This window comes from Streptomyces sp. NPDC058678 (genome assembly GCF_042714835.1).
Taxonomy (GTDB): Bacteria; Actinomycetota; Actinomycetes; order Streptomycetales; family Streptomycetaceae; genus Streptomyces.
In genome coordinates this window covers 44,556-59,251 of record NZ_JBHXSG010000055.1, presented here as the reverse complement: position 1 = coordinate 59,251, position 14,696 = coordinate 44,556, and the positions used below count along the sequence as shown (strand labels likewise).

The 14,696-nt window shown below is 71.0% G+C and carries 14 protein-coding genes and 1 pseudogene; 7 read left to right on the top strand and 8 right to left on the bottom strand.

Translation table 11 applies throughout. The features are described from left to right. Positions 1–94 precede the first annotated feature (94 nt). The 3 genes from ACFWWR_RS36525 to ACFWWR_RS36515 all read left to right on the top strand — a co-directional run bounded on the left by ACFWWR_RS36525 (position 95) and on the right by ACFWWR_RS36515 (position 1,657). Complete coding sequence (locus ACFWWR_RS36525) at positions 95–319, top strand: hypothetical protein (RefSeq protein WP_383864209.1); 225 nt, start codon at positions 95–97, stop codon at positions 317–319. 83 nt (positions 320–402) lie between these two features. After that, positions 403–594, top strand: a complete 192-nt coding sequence (locus ACFWWR_RS36520; RefSeq protein WP_384307878.1) for a hypothetical protein — start codon at positions 403–405, stop codon at positions 592–594. 337 nt (positions 595–931) lie between these two features. Further along, positions 932–1,657: a GAF and ANTAR domain-containing protein gene (locus tag ACFWWR_RS36515; RefSeq protein ID WP_383864215.1), complete on the top strand. Its 726-nt coding sequence runs from the start codon at positions 932–934 to the stop codon at positions 1,655–1,657. 77 nt (positions 1,658–1,734) lie between these two features. Here the strand turns inward: ACFWWR_RS36515 and ACFWWR_RS36510 are convergent, their stop codons facing one another. From ACFWWR_RS36510 to ACFWWR_RS36490, 5 genes are all read right to left on the bottom strand, one after another. Then, positions 1,735–2,685 (bottom strand): SDR family oxidoreductase, encoded by a 951-nt coding sequence (locus ACFWWR_RS36510; protein ID WP_383864218.1) that lies wholly within the window; start codon positions 2,683–2,685, stop codon positions 1,735–1,737. 81 nt (positions 2,686–2,766) lie between these two features. Continuing rightward, positions 2,767–3,285, bottom strand: a complete 519-nt coding sequence (locus tag ACFWWR_RS36505; protein ID WP_384307875.1) for a hypothetical protein — start codon at positions 3,283–3,285, stop codon at positions 2,767–2,769. A 213-nt stretch (positions 3,286–3,498) separates the two neighbouring features. Further along, entirely contained in the window at positions 3,499–5,148 is a 1,650-nt protein-coding gene (locus ACFWWR_RS36500; RefSeq protein ID WP_383864224.1) for a phytoene desaturase family protein, read from the bottom strand. Beyond that, on the bottom strand, positions 5,141–5,644 hold the full coding sequence (locus tag ACFWWR_RS36495; protein WP_383864226.1) for an SRPBCC family protein: 504 nt from the start codon (positions 5,642–5,644) through the stop codon (positions 5,141–5,143). Before ACFWWR_RS36495 ends, ACFWWR_RS36500 begins: the two co-directional genes overlap by 8 nt. Before the next feature lie 226 nt (positions 5,645–5,870). Beyond that, positions 5,871–6,113 carry a polysaccharide deacetylase family protein gene (locus ACFWWR_RS36490; protein ID WP_383864229.1) on the bottom strand — a complete coding sequence of 81 codons (243 nt, stop codon included), beginning with the start codon at positions 6,111–6,113 and terminating at the stop codon, positions 5,871–5,873. Between the two features lie 178 nt (positions 6,114–6,291). Here ACFWWR_RS36490 and ACFWWR_RS36485 point away from each other — a divergent pair, with 178 nt between their 5' ends. The 4 genes and pseudogenes from ACFWWR_RS36485 (at position 6,292) to ACFWWR_RS36470 (ending at position 11,532) form a co-directional block, all read left to right on the top strand. Beyond that, positions 6,292–7,245, top strand: coding sequence for a zinc-binding alcohol dehydrogenase family protein (locus tag ACFWWR_RS36485; RefSeq protein ID WP_383864231.1), 954 nt, complete (start codon positions 6,292–6,294; stop codon positions 7,243–7,245). A 630-nt stretch (positions 7,246–7,875) separates the two neighbouring features. After that, a pseudogene (locus ACFWWR_RS36480) lies at positions 7,876–8,730 on the top strand (VOC family protein); the annotation flags it as partial. A gap of 802 nt (positions 8,731–9,532) precedes the next feature. Continuing rightward, positions 9,533–10,708 (top strand): alpha/beta hydrolase, encoded by a 1,176-nt coding sequence (locus ACFWWR_RS36475; RefSeq protein WP_384307873.1) that lies wholly within the window; start codon positions 9,533–9,535, stop codon positions 10,706–10,708. Positions 10,709–10,725: 17 nt separating this feature from the next. Then, positions 10,726–11,532 (top strand): amidohydrolase family protein, encoded by an 807-nt coding sequence (locus ACFWWR_RS36470; protein WP_384307870.1) that lies wholly within the window; start codon positions 10,726–10,728, stop codon positions 11,530–11,532. 209 nt (positions 11,533–11,741) lie between these two features. Here the strand turns inward: ACFWWR_RS36470 and ACFWWR_RS36465 are convergent, their stop codons facing one another. The 3 genes from ACFWWR_RS36465 to ACFWWR_RS36455 form a co-directional block, all read right to left on the bottom strand. Then, positions 11,742–12,401 (bottom strand): TetR/AcrR family transcriptional regulator, encoded by a 660-nt coding sequence (locus ACFWWR_RS36465; RefSeq protein ID WP_383864239.1) that lies wholly within the window; start codon positions 12,399–12,401, stop codon positions 11,742–11,744. Positions 12,402–13,138: 737 nt separating this feature from the next. After that, complete coding sequence (locus ACFWWR_RS36460; RefSeq protein ID WP_384307868.1) at positions 13,139–13,927, bottom strand: DUF2993 domain-containing protein; 789 nt, start codon at positions 13,925–13,927, stop codon at positions 13,139–13,141. A gap of 43 nt (positions 13,928–13,970) precedes the next feature. Continuing rightward, a complete protein-coding gene (locus ACFWWR_RS36455) occupies positions 13,971–14,609 on the bottom strand; it encodes a TetR/AcrR family transcriptional regulator (protein WP_384307865.1) in 639 nt (212 codons plus the stop codon). Between the last annotated feature and the right edge of the window lie 87 nt (positions 14,610–14,696).

Below are 14,696 nucleotides of genomic sequence, written 5' to 3'. Positions count from 1 at the left end.
CATACGACGACCGGCGCCGGCCCGCGAGCGAGCTGCGCATCCTCGCATGAGCTGCGCGGATGCGGGCCCGTACGGCTCGGATGATCCTGGAGCCATGGCCGGACAGCTGCGCGTCATCGTGTATCCGCCGTCGCCGACAGGCGGCCGGCGCGTGCGCGTCGACGGGGAGATCCTCGGCCTGGCCCACAACCTCGCCGACATCGCCGAGTTCCTGCGACGCGCCGGGTTGGACATCGATCCCGCCGAGCTGCCTTTGTCTCCACTCATCGACTGGCGCGGCTCCGGCCCTCAGTCCTGGAGACCGGAGCCGGACGGCTGAGTCATCACAGCCCCGACCGCGGTCGGGATCGTCGGAACCGGGGCCCTCCGCTGCTCCAGGATGCTGAGTACCAGCTCGGGCGTGTGTCGGAGGAGCCCGCCGAGGAGTGGACCGGCATCGTCATCGACATCACCGACGCCCACGGGCAACGCCTCTACAAGGAGGTCACCCGCGAGCAGGTCGAGACCGTCGTAGCGCGCGCCCGCGCCGAGGGCGAGGCACCGATCGTCATGCCGGGGCCCTCGTCACCCGGGCCCTCGTCACCCGCCCCCTGACGCTCGTGATGCCCATAAGCCCGGTCGGGCGGCCCGTTCACCCGTCACCCGTGATCGCGGCGGCTGCGCGGCGGCCAAGTGCTCGAGGTGAGACAGCCGACGACACCACAGCCAACCTGGATCGCCCTCGATGCCCCACGGCTCGTGACAGCGAGGGTGATCGCCTGCCTGAACTCAGGTGGCGTAGCGTTCGAAGTAGGGACGCGCGCTGCGCCGGTGACTGCGCTGGTGTCAGTGGCGGCCGCACTGGAGGTTTCCTTCGGACGTTGGACTCCGTCGCCCCGGTGGCACGACGAGATGCCGACAACAGGGCCGCGGCCCCGTGAAGGAACTTGAGATGAGCGCCGACGAAGCATATGGCAGCAGCCACCTCACCCAGTGGCTGCTGGAGACCGACTCGCTGGAAGACTTCCTGCAGACACTGGCCGACGCCGCTCTCGAGCTGTCCCGCGCCCAAGGCGCCGGACTCACCCTGGAACGCGACGGGCGGCCGCTCACCGTGGTCAGCGCCGGAACCGCGGCCCCGAAGCTGGACGAGAAGCAGTACGGGCAGGACGACGGCCCCTGTCTGCAGGCTTTGCGCAGCGGCGAGGAACTGCTCGTCAAGGACATGCTGCAGGAGTCCCGGTGGGGCGACTATCCCCCGTACGCCGCGGCCCTCGGGATCCGCTCCTCCCTCTCACTGCCGATCGCCGCCCACACCCACACGACATGCGCAATCAACCTCTACGCCGCACCGCCGGACGCGTTCGCACAGGCGGATCTCACCGCCTTGCGTTCGCTCGCCGCGCAAGCGACCGGGGCCATCTCGTTGGCCCAGCGCATCACCGACACCCAGGAATTCGCCGACCAGCTGCATACCGCCATGCATTCCCGCAGCGTCATCGACCAGGCTCTCGGTGTGGTCATGGGACAGCGCCGCTGTTCCGCCGACGAGGCCTTCGGCATCCTGCGGTCCGCCTCCCAGCACCGCAACATCAAACTCCGCGACCTGTGCACCGAGCTGATCACCAACCTCACCGGCCGGCCACCGAGCGCTCCGGAACTACGTCCCCGCCCCTGACAGGGCGGTCCAGCACGTTCCCGGTGCGAGGCGGCCCCACGCACGGACCCATGTGTCGACACACCCGCCGTACGTGGTCATGGTCGGACATCCCGCGGGCGGCCCTGCCGAGGCCCTGCGTGCTCACCCTCGCCGGGGTCTTCCTCACCTCGGTCCTGACGTGCCGACCACTCGTCGGCGCGTCCGCCCGCTCCGAGCGGGCCGGTGGAGCGGAAGGGTGCGCGGGCCTCCAGTCGGGGCAGCCGGCGACGTGACACGCGGAGCACGACGGGCGGCAGCGCGGCGCGCCCAGCCTGGACGAGGCGCAGCCAGGCGGGCATGTAGACGGCGGTACGGCGGTGCTCCACGGCCCATGCCAGGCGCGCGGCGACCCGGTCGGCCGGATGCACGCGGCGAGCGGGCGCCGGCATGGCGGCGCGCAGTTCACGCAGCACCGCGTGCCGGTCGGCGTCACGGATCATGTCCGTGTCGGTCCAGTTGATGTAGGCGACGCCCACGGCCACTCCGTGGTGGGCCACCTCGGCCCGCAACGCGTGGGCGAAGGCCTCCACCCCCGCTTTTGAGGCGCAGTACGCGCTCATCATGGGCGCGGCGCCGAAGGAGGCGAGGGAGCCGACCTGGAGGAAGTAGCCCGCCGTCGCCATGAGGTCCGGCAGGAAGGTCCGGGCCGTGAGTGCGCTGCCGATCAGGTTGACGTCGATGACACGGCGCCAGCCGGCCGGGTCCGAGGCGGCGAACGGGCCGCCCTGCGCGATGCCGGCGTTCGCCACGACGGCCGAGACAGGGCCCAGACGCGCCCGCACCTCCTTGGCGGCTCGGGCCAGTGCCTCCCCGTCGGTGATGTCGACCTCGACGGCCATGGCCCGCGTCGACAGGGATGTCGCGACGTCCTCCAGCCCGGCCCGCTCGTGGCCGAGCAGAGCCAGCCGGGCACCGCGGCGCGACAGGTCCCGGGCCAGGGCCGCCCCCAGCCCTCGGGCGGCTCCGGTCACGACGACGGTGCGGTTCTCGAGCGGGCTGGCTGTCATGGGCCGTTCCCTTCGTGCCGACCCCCCGGTTCAGACCGGGCTCATCATCTCTTCCGGCCGAGGCCCCGCACCGGATGCGGATCACGCCTGTGGCATCCCGTGCCGTACGTCCGTCGTCGACCGGTTCCGCTCCCGTGCGCGGGTGTCGCTCTCGTGCGTGGTGTCCGAACGGGCGGTGTGATCGGGGTGGCCGACCGTGCGGCGCGCTTCCTTCAGTTCCGCCTCGTACAGGTGGTCGCGGCCGTCGGCGAGTTCCTCCACGGCGGAACGTTCGAAGTCCTTGAACGGCTGGTAGTAGGTGCTGTCGTAGGCCTCGACGACCTGGAAGGTCCAGTGCCCCGGGATGACGTTGCGGCCCAGGACCTGCGTCTGCAAGGTCTCGGCCCACTCGGGACGACCGGCCTCGCGCAGCAGCCGCACCGCCCGGTCCAGTTCGAAGTCCGCGGCTCCGGTCAGCTGGTGGAAGCTGTACAGGTGGCCGCGGGCGCGCTCGGTCGTCTCCAGCGCCTTGGACAGTGCCCCGAGGGCCTCCACCGTCTTGTCGGTCACGCCTTCGGGCCGCCGGTGGTCACGGTCGGGTCCGTCGCCGTTCATGGTCATGGTCCGCCTCCGGCGGTTTGGGAGTGAAGGGTCCGGCTGCGGCCCGGTGGCGCCGGCCCCACGTCCGCGACCCGGTCCCGTGGCCGCCCGGGTCTGCCGACCGGCCCGGGATCCGGACAGCACGCTCGGCTGCCGCGCTGTGCCCGCTCGGCGCGGTGCTCATCCGTCGCCCGCACGGCGCGGTGCTCATCCGTCGCCCGCACGGCGCGGTGCTCATCCGTCGTCCGCCTGTCGGTCGCTGTGCGTGCGCCGGGAGCCGGTGCGGTCACGGCGGGCCAGAATGCGTTGTGCCTTGGTCCCGCCCGGTGGCAGGCGCCGACGCAGTGCGGCGCGTGCGGCATTTGCGCCCGGAGCCCCGTGAACCCCGCCGCCCGGGTGCGCGCCCGCGGAGGCGAGGTAGAGGCCGGCCACCGAGGTCTCCGGCCGCGCGGTACCGGGCATGGGGCGGAAGAGCAGCTGCTGGTGAATGGCCGTGGTGCCGCCGTTGATGGCTCCGCTGACCAGATTGGCGTCGAGTGACTGCAGCGTGGGCGGAGCGAGAATGCGGCGGGCGCGGACCAGGGAGCGGAAGCCGGGAGCGAACCGTTCGACTTGACGTTCGACGCGGTCGGCCATGATCTCCTGCTCCCCCGCGTCCCAGCTGCCCGTCAGGCCCTCCTCGCCCGCGTCGCCGCCGACCTCCCGGGGGACATGGGTGTACGCCCACGCGGACTCGGTGCCCGTCGGCGAGCGTGAGGGGTCGGACGTCGTCATCTGGCCGAACAGGGCGAAGGGGCGGTCGGGGACCTGACGCATGGCGATCTGGGCGGCGAAGCGGGTGAGCTCGTCGACACCGTCCGCCACGTGGACCGTCCCGGCGCCCGCGGCCTGCGCGGCCTGCCACGGCACCGGGCCGTCGAGGGCCCAGTCGACCTTGAACGTGCCGAAGTCCCACTGGAAGCGCCGCAGGTCGTCCAGCAGCTGGGCGGGGAGGTGCTCCTCGGCGACGAGGTCGCCGTACAGAGCGGGCACGGACACGTCCGCGAGCACGGCGCGCCGGGCCGGGACCATTTCGCCGCCGGCGGTACGCACGCCTACGGCCCGTCCCTTCTGGACGACGACTTCATCGACCCGCTGCCCGCAGCGCACCGTGCCGCCCGTGGTGTCCAGTCGGCGGGTGAGGGCTGCGGTGAGGGCGCCGGAGCCGCCGACCGGCACGGGAAAACCGTAGGTCTGTCCGAGCATCGACATCAGCCAGCCGAAGCCGCCACTGCCCGCGGCTTCCGGCGCCAGGTCGGCGTGCAGCGCGTTGCCGGCCAGCAGGAGCCTGCCCCCCTCGCCCCGGAACTCCTCCTCGCCCATGCGCCGCACCGGCAGCAGCAGGCTGCGCGCGAGACGCAGGCCTCCCGCCCCGCGCAGGCGTAGGCCGAGGCGGACCGCGGCACGCACCGGTGGGAAGGGCGTGAACAGGGCCCGCAGGAGATCCTCCCGCACGCCCTGCCACACGTCGTGCAGGCGCCGCCAGGCGGCTCCGTCGCCCGGCGCGAAGGCCTCCAGCGAGTCCGCGGTGACCTCGAGACGCCGGTCGAGGACCGCGCAGCTGCCGTCGCTCAGCGGATGGGCCAGCACGTGCGAGGCGTGGCTCCACCGCAGCCCGTGGTCCTGCAGGCGCAGCCCCGCCAGGATCGGGGAGGCCGCGGCCAGCGGGTAGAAGGAGCTGAAGAGATCGCTGATGAACGCGGGGTCGACGCCCCGGTCGTGGCGCACCGCACCGCCGGCCTCCGCCTGTTCCTCCAGGACGGTCACGCTCCACCCGGCGTCGGCGAGCAGGTTCGCCGCGACCAGCCCATTGGGGCCGGCGCCGATCACCACGGCATCAGGCATGGCCGCTCCCCGCTGGGCCGATGCGCGCACCCCTGTACGGCTCGGCGCCACGCTCGCGCCGCTCGGCCTCCCCTTCGCACACCTTGGCGAGCCGAGGCAGCATCGCGCGGTGCCGCAACTGGATCACTGCCTCGGCCCCCATGTTGTGCAGCATGCCGCCGACGCCCTGCAGAGGATGCTCGTCGACGATCACCAGGCAGTGCTCGCCCCAGGGGCGCAGTTCGATGGCGATCCGCGCCGTGCCCAGCCAGCCGGCGTGGGCTTCGAGTTCCAGCGCGGTTCCCTCCTCGCATCGCCGCACCACGGTCTCGTTGGTCAGCCGGGCCGGCCCCAGCCGGACCTCGTAGGCGATCGCCGCGCCTTCCTGCGGCCACCGCCCCCGCAGGGGAGACGAGTCCGAGGTGCCCACCACCCACTCCGCGTACCGGTCACCGTCGGCAAGGACCGCCCACACCGTCTGTGGGTCGGCTGTGATCAGACGATGGCGTACTGCCATGCGAACCTCCCGCTCTAGGCATCCTGTCCGTCGTCATCGCGGAGTGCCCTGCTCAATCAATTCAAAACGGGCTATTCCGGGCATGAGCAGCGACGACCGGACCCGGAGCCGTTCCCGGCGAGACCGACAGCGAAGACCCAGGGGCCCGCGGACCGCGAGCCCGGCATCGGCATCGGCATCGGCATCGGCATCGGCATCGATGTGAACGGCGATGAGCACCGGTCGGTCACCGCGGTCCCCCAGGCCAGGTGCGAGGTGGGCTCTGGTGATGGTCATCACCGCAGGGCGGGCGGAGAGGCGCGGCTACTCGCGCGGCGACCTCGGCGACGAGGTCGCGCGCCCGGGCCAGGTCGCCGTACGTCCTGACGGGGCCACGGAGTAGCAGGGGGCGATGCTGCCAGCCGTGGATGCCGATCTCGTGGCCGGCGGCGGCCATCCCCCGGGCCGATCCCGGGCCGCGGACCAGCATGGAGCCGAAGGGGAAGAACGTTGCCTCGAAGGCATGACAGGTGCGCGTGCCCCCTGGCGCTTTTTATGGTTACTATGTATCCGTAAAGCGAGGTCCACTCCCAACCCTGGTTGCAGCATCCGGAATTCAGTCGGATCGGTGCTGAGCCGCAGCAGGACCCCTTGAGCCGTGGAGGCAAATGATGAAGGCAGCAGTGGTGGCAACGGCGGGTGGCGCGGTGCCCGAGTACCGGGACTTCCGTGATCCCGAGGCCGGACAAGGGCAGCAGATCGTCGACCTGGTCGCGACCGCGATCCACCCCGTCGTACGCGCCAAGGCGTCCGGCGAGCACTACAGCAGCAGCGGGCAGTTCCCGCTGGTGCCGGGCGTGGACGCGGTGGCACGCACGGCCGACGGGACGTTGGTGTACACCGGTGACGTCGAGGAGCCCTGGGGCACGTTCGCCGAGCGGATGGCGGTCACCATGGCCCTCCCGCTTCCGGACGGGACCGACCCGGTCGCCGTGGCGGCGGGCGTGAACCCGGGCATGTCGTCCTGGATGCCGCTCACCGGTCACGCGGACGAACACGGCACGCCGGACACCGTGATGATCCTCGGGGTGACCGGTGCGGCCGGCGGGCTCGCTGTGCAGAACGCCCGAGCACTCGGCGTACGGCGCGTCATCGGCGTGGGCCGCGGCATGGCCGACCTCAACCGTGTGGCCGGTCTCGGCGCCGAGACCGTCGAAATCGTCGGCACCAAGGACGCGGACGCGGCGGCCATCGGTGCGGCCCTCGACGGCAAGGCGCCCGACCTCGTTCTGGACTTCCTGTGGGGCGGCGCGGCCGAGGCCGCCTTCCAGGCGCTGGCGGACATTCCCTGCGCGGGCACCACCAGCTACGTGGAGATCGGCGGCGCGGCCGGCGAACAGGCCACCGTGCCCGCCTCGCTGCTGCGCAGCCGCCCCTTCCGCCTCAGCGGCAGCGGCATCGGCTCCTTCGACATGCGCCGCTATTTCACCCAGGTCGCCGCCTACGTACAGCTCATCGCCGACGGCAAGGTGAAGGTGGACGCCCACGCCTACCCGCTCTCCCGGGTCAGCGACGCGTGGACGGCCCCCGCAGGCCCCCGCCCCGTCTTGATCGCCGACTGAGCGGCCGCCCCGGCCGTACGCACGGGCCTGGCGGCGGTCACGTCACCGCCAGGCAGCACAACAAGGACGCTGCCCGCGACCACCAGCGCCCCGGCTCACCCCTACGCGAGGACCGGAGTGAACCGACCGCCGGCCTGGCCTGACCGTTCACGGCGGCGTCCAGCCTGACCTCGGACACACCCCGCCCTGCCGCGGGCGCACTCAGCATGGCCGCCACCGCACACGCGGCCCCACCCCGTGTCTGCTCGCCTAAGCGATCTCCTGCCTCGCTGTCGCGCCGTGCCGCTCGGACCGGTCCGTGCGAGGTGCTGGGCGGTGTCGTCAAGAGAGTGCCCGGCGACCGTGCAGGCCGGGACTGGCGGACACGCCACGTCAAGTTGGGCACGGTTCCGCATGGCCGCCGCGCCTGATGCACGGCCCGCGGCGGCACGAAGGCTCCGACAGGCGCCCGCATACCGAGGGCACCAGGCGGCGAGTCAGCACCCGCTGACCTTTCGGGCGCCTCGGACACCCTCGAGGAGGCCTCGGTCGCGGCGGCGCTCGACACCTTCAGTCGCCGACGCCGGAGGGCAAAGGGCACCGGGCGATCCCGCGAGCCTCCCCCTGTGGGCCCAGCATGCGCAAGGCCATCTCGGCCAGGCGTTCCGCGCGGCCGAGCGGGCCGATCTGGACCGGCTGGCCCGCGCGACGGCGACCGATGTGCGGGACGCGGACGTCCCTGGAGGCGGCAAGGTGATCGACCTGATGGACCCGTCCGGCCTCCCGGTGCGGGTGGTGCACTGTGCCGAGGAGCTGCCGGAGCTGCCTGGGCAGCGGCCGGTCCTCCTCAACTCCGGAACGGATCACCGTCGCAGGAACGCCACCCAGCGCCCACCGCGCGAGCCGTCGCGGATCCAGCGGCTGGGGCACCTGGTGCTGGAGACCCGGGCGTTCACCCGGGCCATGAACTGGTACCTCGGCACGCTCGGCATGATCATCAGCGACTTCCACTTCCTGGACCGGCAGCGGGAGCGCGGCCCGGTCATGGCGTTCTTCCGCTGTGACCAGGGAAGCGTCGCTGTGGACCATCACACACTGGCCATGCATCTGGGGCCGGGAACGCAGTACGTCCACTCCGCCTACCAGGTCACCGACCTCGACGCGATCGCCGCAGGCGGGGAGTATCTGGCCGAGCGCGGCTACCAGCGCAGTTGGGGCATCGGCCGGCACACCCAAGGCAGCCAGATCTTCGACTACTGGCGTGATCCGGACCGTCTCATGGTGGAGCACTTCGCCGACGGCGACCTGTTCTCCTCCGACGTGGAACCGGGGTGGGCTCCGCTGTCGGCGAGCGGGCTGGCGCAGTGGGGGCCACCCGTCACTCGCGAGTTCCTCGGTACGAACCCGTCTCCCGCCAAGGTCCGCGAACTGCTGCGCGCCCTGCGCGAGGACAACGAATTCGACCCCGCCCGGCTGTTGGGGCTACTGAAAGCGATGAACCCATGAGCACGAACGACGCGCCGCACCGCGGACGGCTGGTGGGTGGTGCGCAACGAGCGTGCCGTCCGTATCGAGACCAAGGCAGTCACCACAGCCGAGTTGTTCGCGGACCGCGAAGCCGTACGGGAGACCGTCGTCCCGGACGGCATCGCACGCCGCCCGAGCCGCAAGCGCCGACCTCCCAGCCTCCGATCAACTGCCGTCGGCGCGCGTCGAGTCAGGTACCCCCACTGAGGATATCTCCGGTCGACCGGTGAGTTGCGGGTGGCTTACCGGCATCGGTTGCACCTGACGCAATTTTACGGCTACGTTGTACCCGAAACACCTTCACGCACGGCTTAGGGACATCGGTGAACCCGCATCACCCTTCCCGAAGTCACAGCATGAAAGACCACAAGGATGTGTTCATGACGGCTGCCTGCTCGGCTGGACTGATGCCGACTGGGTTTCAGGCCCTGGGCGCAGAGGACCGGCCGAATTCCGGCCCCGGGCAGGGTGGGCAGGTGCGCCGAACGCTCGCTTCGGCAGCTACGAGGCCAAGCGGCAGCCAGTCGCCGCCCTGATCCTCTCCCCCTCCAGTGAGCAGAGGAGCGACCGCCGTCGGTACCGGGCCCCACCTGCGCCAAGCCCACGGAACCATGCACAGCTTCCGTGAGACCAGAGGGTCATGTCACCCATGCCGCTCAGAAGGGCTGGACCACAGCCCCGTACCGGCGCACACCCAATTCGTCCGACCGCAGCTCTCCGGACAGCCGCCCGGCGTACCGCTGCGCCTCCCAACAGCCACCGCACAAGAGGAATACCAGGGATGTCATCACAGCAGAGGGTCGCCGAGGGGCGGGCCCTGATAGTGACCCGCGACTTCGTCGGCAGCCGCCCGGAGACGAACGACATCGTGTCGAAGCTCTCGGCCGAATCGCAGGCCGCGCTGCGCCAGTTCTCGTTGGAGCGCATGACCGGCTACGGCGTCGATCACGCGGATGCCGTCGAGTTGCGTGCCCGCGTGGTCGAGGGGGAGGACTGGCGTTCGGCCGCCACGGAACTCGCGGAGGTGTGCGTGCGTCGCGTCAAGAGCGCCCCGGATGCCGCCGATAGGCCGACCCGGATCGGGTACCTGCGCCGCGCGTCCGCCCTGCTGCGCATGAGTCAGATGATGATGCTGTCCGACACCGCGCAGCGCCGGGCAATCTTTGCACGGGCCGGCGAGTTCTACGCCCAGGCCGCCGAACTCAGTGCTGACCGCGAGCGCGTCACGATCGGAACGGACCGCGAGGCCCTGGTGGGGTGGCTCGTCCCCGCGGCCGACACCGCGGTCGGCTCTGCCATCGTCATCGGGGGCGTCGAGGGCTGGGCCATGGACTTCGACAGCCTCGGTGAGGCCCTCGCGGCACGCGGCATCGACGCACTGCTGCTCGACGGACCGGGGCAGGGCGAAACGCGGCTCACGCACGAGCACTACCTCACCGCCCAGTGGCGTGACGCCTACGGACGAGCCGTCGACTTCCTCGACGAGCGCTCGCCGGGCCGCCCGATCGGCTTCGTCGGCAACAGCATGGGCGGCAGCGTCGCCATGGCCGTCGCAGCACAGGACACCCGAATCAGGGCGTGCGTCGACAACGGCGGCATCCACGCCCCGTGGCTCGTGCCGCCGACCATGGGGACCTTCTTCTTCAAGATGGTGGCCGCCTGCGGAACCGAGGACGCGGACCGGGCGGTGGGCGTCTGGGAGACCGTCACCCCGCTCGCCGACGGACCCAACTCCGGCTATCCGCTCCTGGTCGTGCAGGGCGGCAAGGACCCCATGATCTCGATGGACCTCGCACAGATCCTCCTGCGGGGCGCGCCCACGAACGACAAGCAGATGGTCGTCTTCTCCGACGGCAACCACTGCGTCTACAACCACAAACACGACCGCGACGCGCTGATCGCCGACTGGACGAGGGCGCGCCTCTGCGGCCTGCCGAGCCCCGAGATCGCGCACTGACACCAGGGAACGCACCCATGCAGATCATCGACGCCCAGATTCACCTGTGGGCGGCCGGGAGTTCGCCGCCACACCACTGGCGCGCGCCGTACACCGTCGACACCGCCCTGCGTGCCATGGACGAGGCCGGCGTCGACCGCGCGGTCAACTGTCCGGCGATCTGGGACGCCGGCGCGAACGACTACGCGGTGGAGGCGGCGAAGCAGCATCCCGAGCGGTTCGCGACACTCGGCTGGTTCCCGCTCGACCAGGCTGCGGACGAGTCCCTCGTCGACGCGTGGCTGGACAAACCCGGCATGCTCGGTCTGCGCTTCATGCTGGCGGCGCCCGACATGGCCGACCGCCTCGCATCGGGCGGGCTCGACTGGCTGTGGGCGGCCGCCGACCGGCGTCGCATCGCCGTGGGGATCATGGTCATGCCTCCGTACCTGCCCGCCGTCGGGGACATCGCAGCCCGGTACCCGCACGTGCGCCTGATGATCGACCACCTTGCGATCAACCCGTTCGAGAAGCTGCCCGACGCGGCCGCACACCTCGACGCACTGCTCGCCCTCGCGCGCCACCCCAATATCGCGGTCAAGGCCACGGGCGTGCCGAGCATGGCAACCGACCCATACCCGTTCGCCAGCACGCACGGCGTACTGCGGCAGGTCTTCGACGCCTACGGCGCCGAGCGGATGTTCTGGGGCACCGACATCACGCGTCTGCACTGCTCCTGGCGCGAGGCCGTGACCATGTTCACCGAGGAACTGCCCTGGCTGCGGGGCCGCGCCCTGGAGCTGGTCATGGGCCGTGCCGTGGCCGACTGGATCGGCTGGCGCTGAGCGGCGAACCCCGCCGACAACGCCGACGCGCGACCGTGATCCCGGAGGGCAGGATGCTCCTTCGGGATCACGGTCGTCGGGGGATCGAGGACGAGCATCCCACCTGTGCCACACAGCCGCATGGCCGAGCCGAAGCCGCGTCACGCCGAGCTGTGATCCTCGGAGTCACGCCACGTGACGTGCAGGACGGACCACCCCTACAGGCGGGCTCAATGCCCCCTGACTTCTTCATGCTCCTGCGACGAGTTGAGTCTGACCTTTTCCAGCCCGTCGAGAAGCAGGTCCAGGCCGAACCGGAACTCCTCGTCCAGCGGTACGGAGGTCAACTCGTCGGCCGCGGCCATCGTGGCCGGATAAGAGGCCGGGTCAAGCGAGTTGTAGTAGGTGCGCAGCTGCGACTGCTCCTCGGGGCGCGGTGTCCCGGGCCCGTGCTGCTGGATGGCGAAGCCGATCACGTAGTGGCCGATGGCCGTGAAGGCACGAGCGGCCAGGCCGACCGGGAACCCATGACTCAGGAACAGTGTGATGAGCCGTTCTCTGGCCCGGAGGCCGTTGGGGCCGACCGGAACCTGGGCCGCCAGCAAGGACAGCGCGTGGGGGTGCCGGCACAGGGTGCCGTAGAAGGCCTCCGCCGCGACGGTCACGGCTTCCCGCCAGGACAGGCCATCCAGTTCCTCGGGCGGGACGCGGACTTCGCCCAGGATCCTGTCGGCGACAAGAGCGAGCAGTTCGTCCTTGCCATTGAAGTGCCGGTAGAGCGTCGCCGTGCCCGAGTCCAGGGCTTCGGCGAGCATACGCAGGGTCAGCGCCTGGATCCCGACCTCGTCGATGAGCTTCAGAGCCGTGTCGACGATCCGCCCGACGTCCATCGGAGGGCGCCCGCGCCGGTACGCAGGGGCGGGCGTCCGACCCGCCCACCAAGCAGGACTTCCCGGAACGGGCTGGGCCTCCGAAGCCATGGAGCGGTCACCCTCTCGACCAGGTCACTGCGGACACGTATGGGGAAACAAGAGTTTCGGCCTTATCGTATCCGTTTTTGACAGCGGCACCGCGGGACGCTCCCCTACAGGCGCGTGGCCACCCTCGTCACGAGGGCGCGGGCCGTGAGTGGGCCGTCCGTGCTCGGTGTTCCGCGAGGAGGTCCAGGCCGAAGTCGGAGGCCGGGTCGCGCCATACCGAGTGGGCGTGGTTGGCGTGCCGTTGGGTGTTGGCCCCGGGTTCTACCGGGAGCTCGTGGCGTACAGCAGAAAGCATCCCTCGCAGCTGACAGAACGCTATCGGGACATGCTCACCGCTCTCGAACTGCCGCTGATCGCGGAGGCAGACCTGCCCGAGGGCGCCGTTCGCTGCTGACGGCCCGGGGCGTGGGCAAGGGGGCGCCGGGAGCGCTGCGAGGACGATCTCCTCGGCGGAGGACGTACGCGGCAACACCCAGCGCGCCCTGGTGCGGATGCTCGGCAATCCGGTGACGCCGTCGACGCGACGTCCGGGAGCGTCGGCTACCGGACGGGATGGCACGGTCGGCGCACGAGGCCGATGAAAGCCGGGGCAACCGCGACGGGCGGCCTTGCTCGAAAGTGAACGGGTCGATGCCGCCACGCCGGCATCAACCCACCGGCACCGCCTTCCCCGCACCGTCGACGACGGTGGGCGCACACCCTCCCGCTGATGCCCGGTCCGGTTCGGCTTCCCCTGCGCCGTCCGGGCGGAAGGTGACCGAGCGGCCCGAGAACCGAGCCCTCAGGCCTGTTGCCGTGCTGGTGATGGTGCGCAGGTGCAGGCCCGCGGGGATGTTCCGCAGCTGGATCGGCTCTGCGAAGGCCTTGTTGAGCAGTTCTTCCCCAGCCGTCGGCAGTCGGCCACCGGTGACATGGAAGTCCGTGAAGGCGATGCGGTTGCCGGAGGCCGCCGAGACGCTCGTGGTCACGGTGACCTCGTTGCCGGGAGGCAGCAGGACTGCCGCACTCACCTGGCCGGGACGGGCGCCTTGGGAGATCTCCAGCCCAAGGGCGTTCGACACGTCCGTGTACGACAGGTGAGCGAGGGCCTCCGCCGCGCCCGCGTGTGCCTCGCTCTCGTCGCCGGACTTCCGCAAGTCGTCGAGGCGGAGGGTGAGTTCGGTCACCGGTAGAGGACGCTCGGTTCCCCGGGCCGGTATGTCGTGCGCGGTGATGTCCACGTGGCTGAGGGTGCCGTCGGCCAGTTGGGTCAGGGCGGGAAAGCCGCGCACGTGAACCTCGGGCGGCAGCGGAGTCTCCATGCCTTCCTGGAATGCTTTGGCCGTACGGGCTTCCGCCCAGGCTGCCGCCAGACGGTCGGCCGAGACGGCGAGGAAAGCCATCGTGAGGAGAGCCGCGACGGCGATGACGTCCGTTCGCAAGGGTCGAGGGCTCACGGGGCGTTGATACATCAGGACTCCTCGGGAGGTGGGGGTGTGCTTACCGCTTGCCGGGCGGAGTGGCGCGCAGGCGGTGGACCGTTGAGGCCGCGACGCTCGTGTCGACGCCCGCGGCGATCAGCGCCGCGGTGGCGGCGCTCGTGCCGTCGTCGGCCCAGATCCCGGAGTTGACACTGTCGAGCAGGGCCTTCAGGTGCGCTTCGAGGGCTCTGCTGAGCGGGCCGGGCGGCACGCCGGTGTGGAAGGCGCCCTGCTGCTGGCCGCGGGCGAGGATCGCGGCCGCCGTGTCGCGGGCCGGGGCGAGCAGCTCGCTCACTCGCTGTGCCCCGAGGTCGTGAGGGGCGAGTCCGATCAGCATGCGGTAGCGGTCGCCTACCGGCCACAGAGTGAGGACGAAGCGCGCCAGGGCGGTCGCCGGGTCCGGGTGCGGAGTGCGCGTGACGGCGATCGCGAGCCGCACCGCCTCCGCGGCGTCGGCGGTGAGTCCCTCGATCAGCGCGGCCCGGCCGGCGAAGTGGACGTACACCGTACGACGTGCCACCCCGGCGGCCTCGGCGATGGCACCGAGGCTGCTGTCGGGGTCACGGCCGAGCATCTGGCGGGCCGCTTCGAGGATGCGGGTCCGTGTGGCGTGCGACCTGTGCCGGCGTGCTGCGTGCGGAGCTGGGGGGCTCGTCATGTGGGCACCTCGGTGCGGGTAGCGGTCTCGAGATATTTGCACGTTGATGGGCAATAAACTAGCCTGCACATCGATGGGCAATTAACT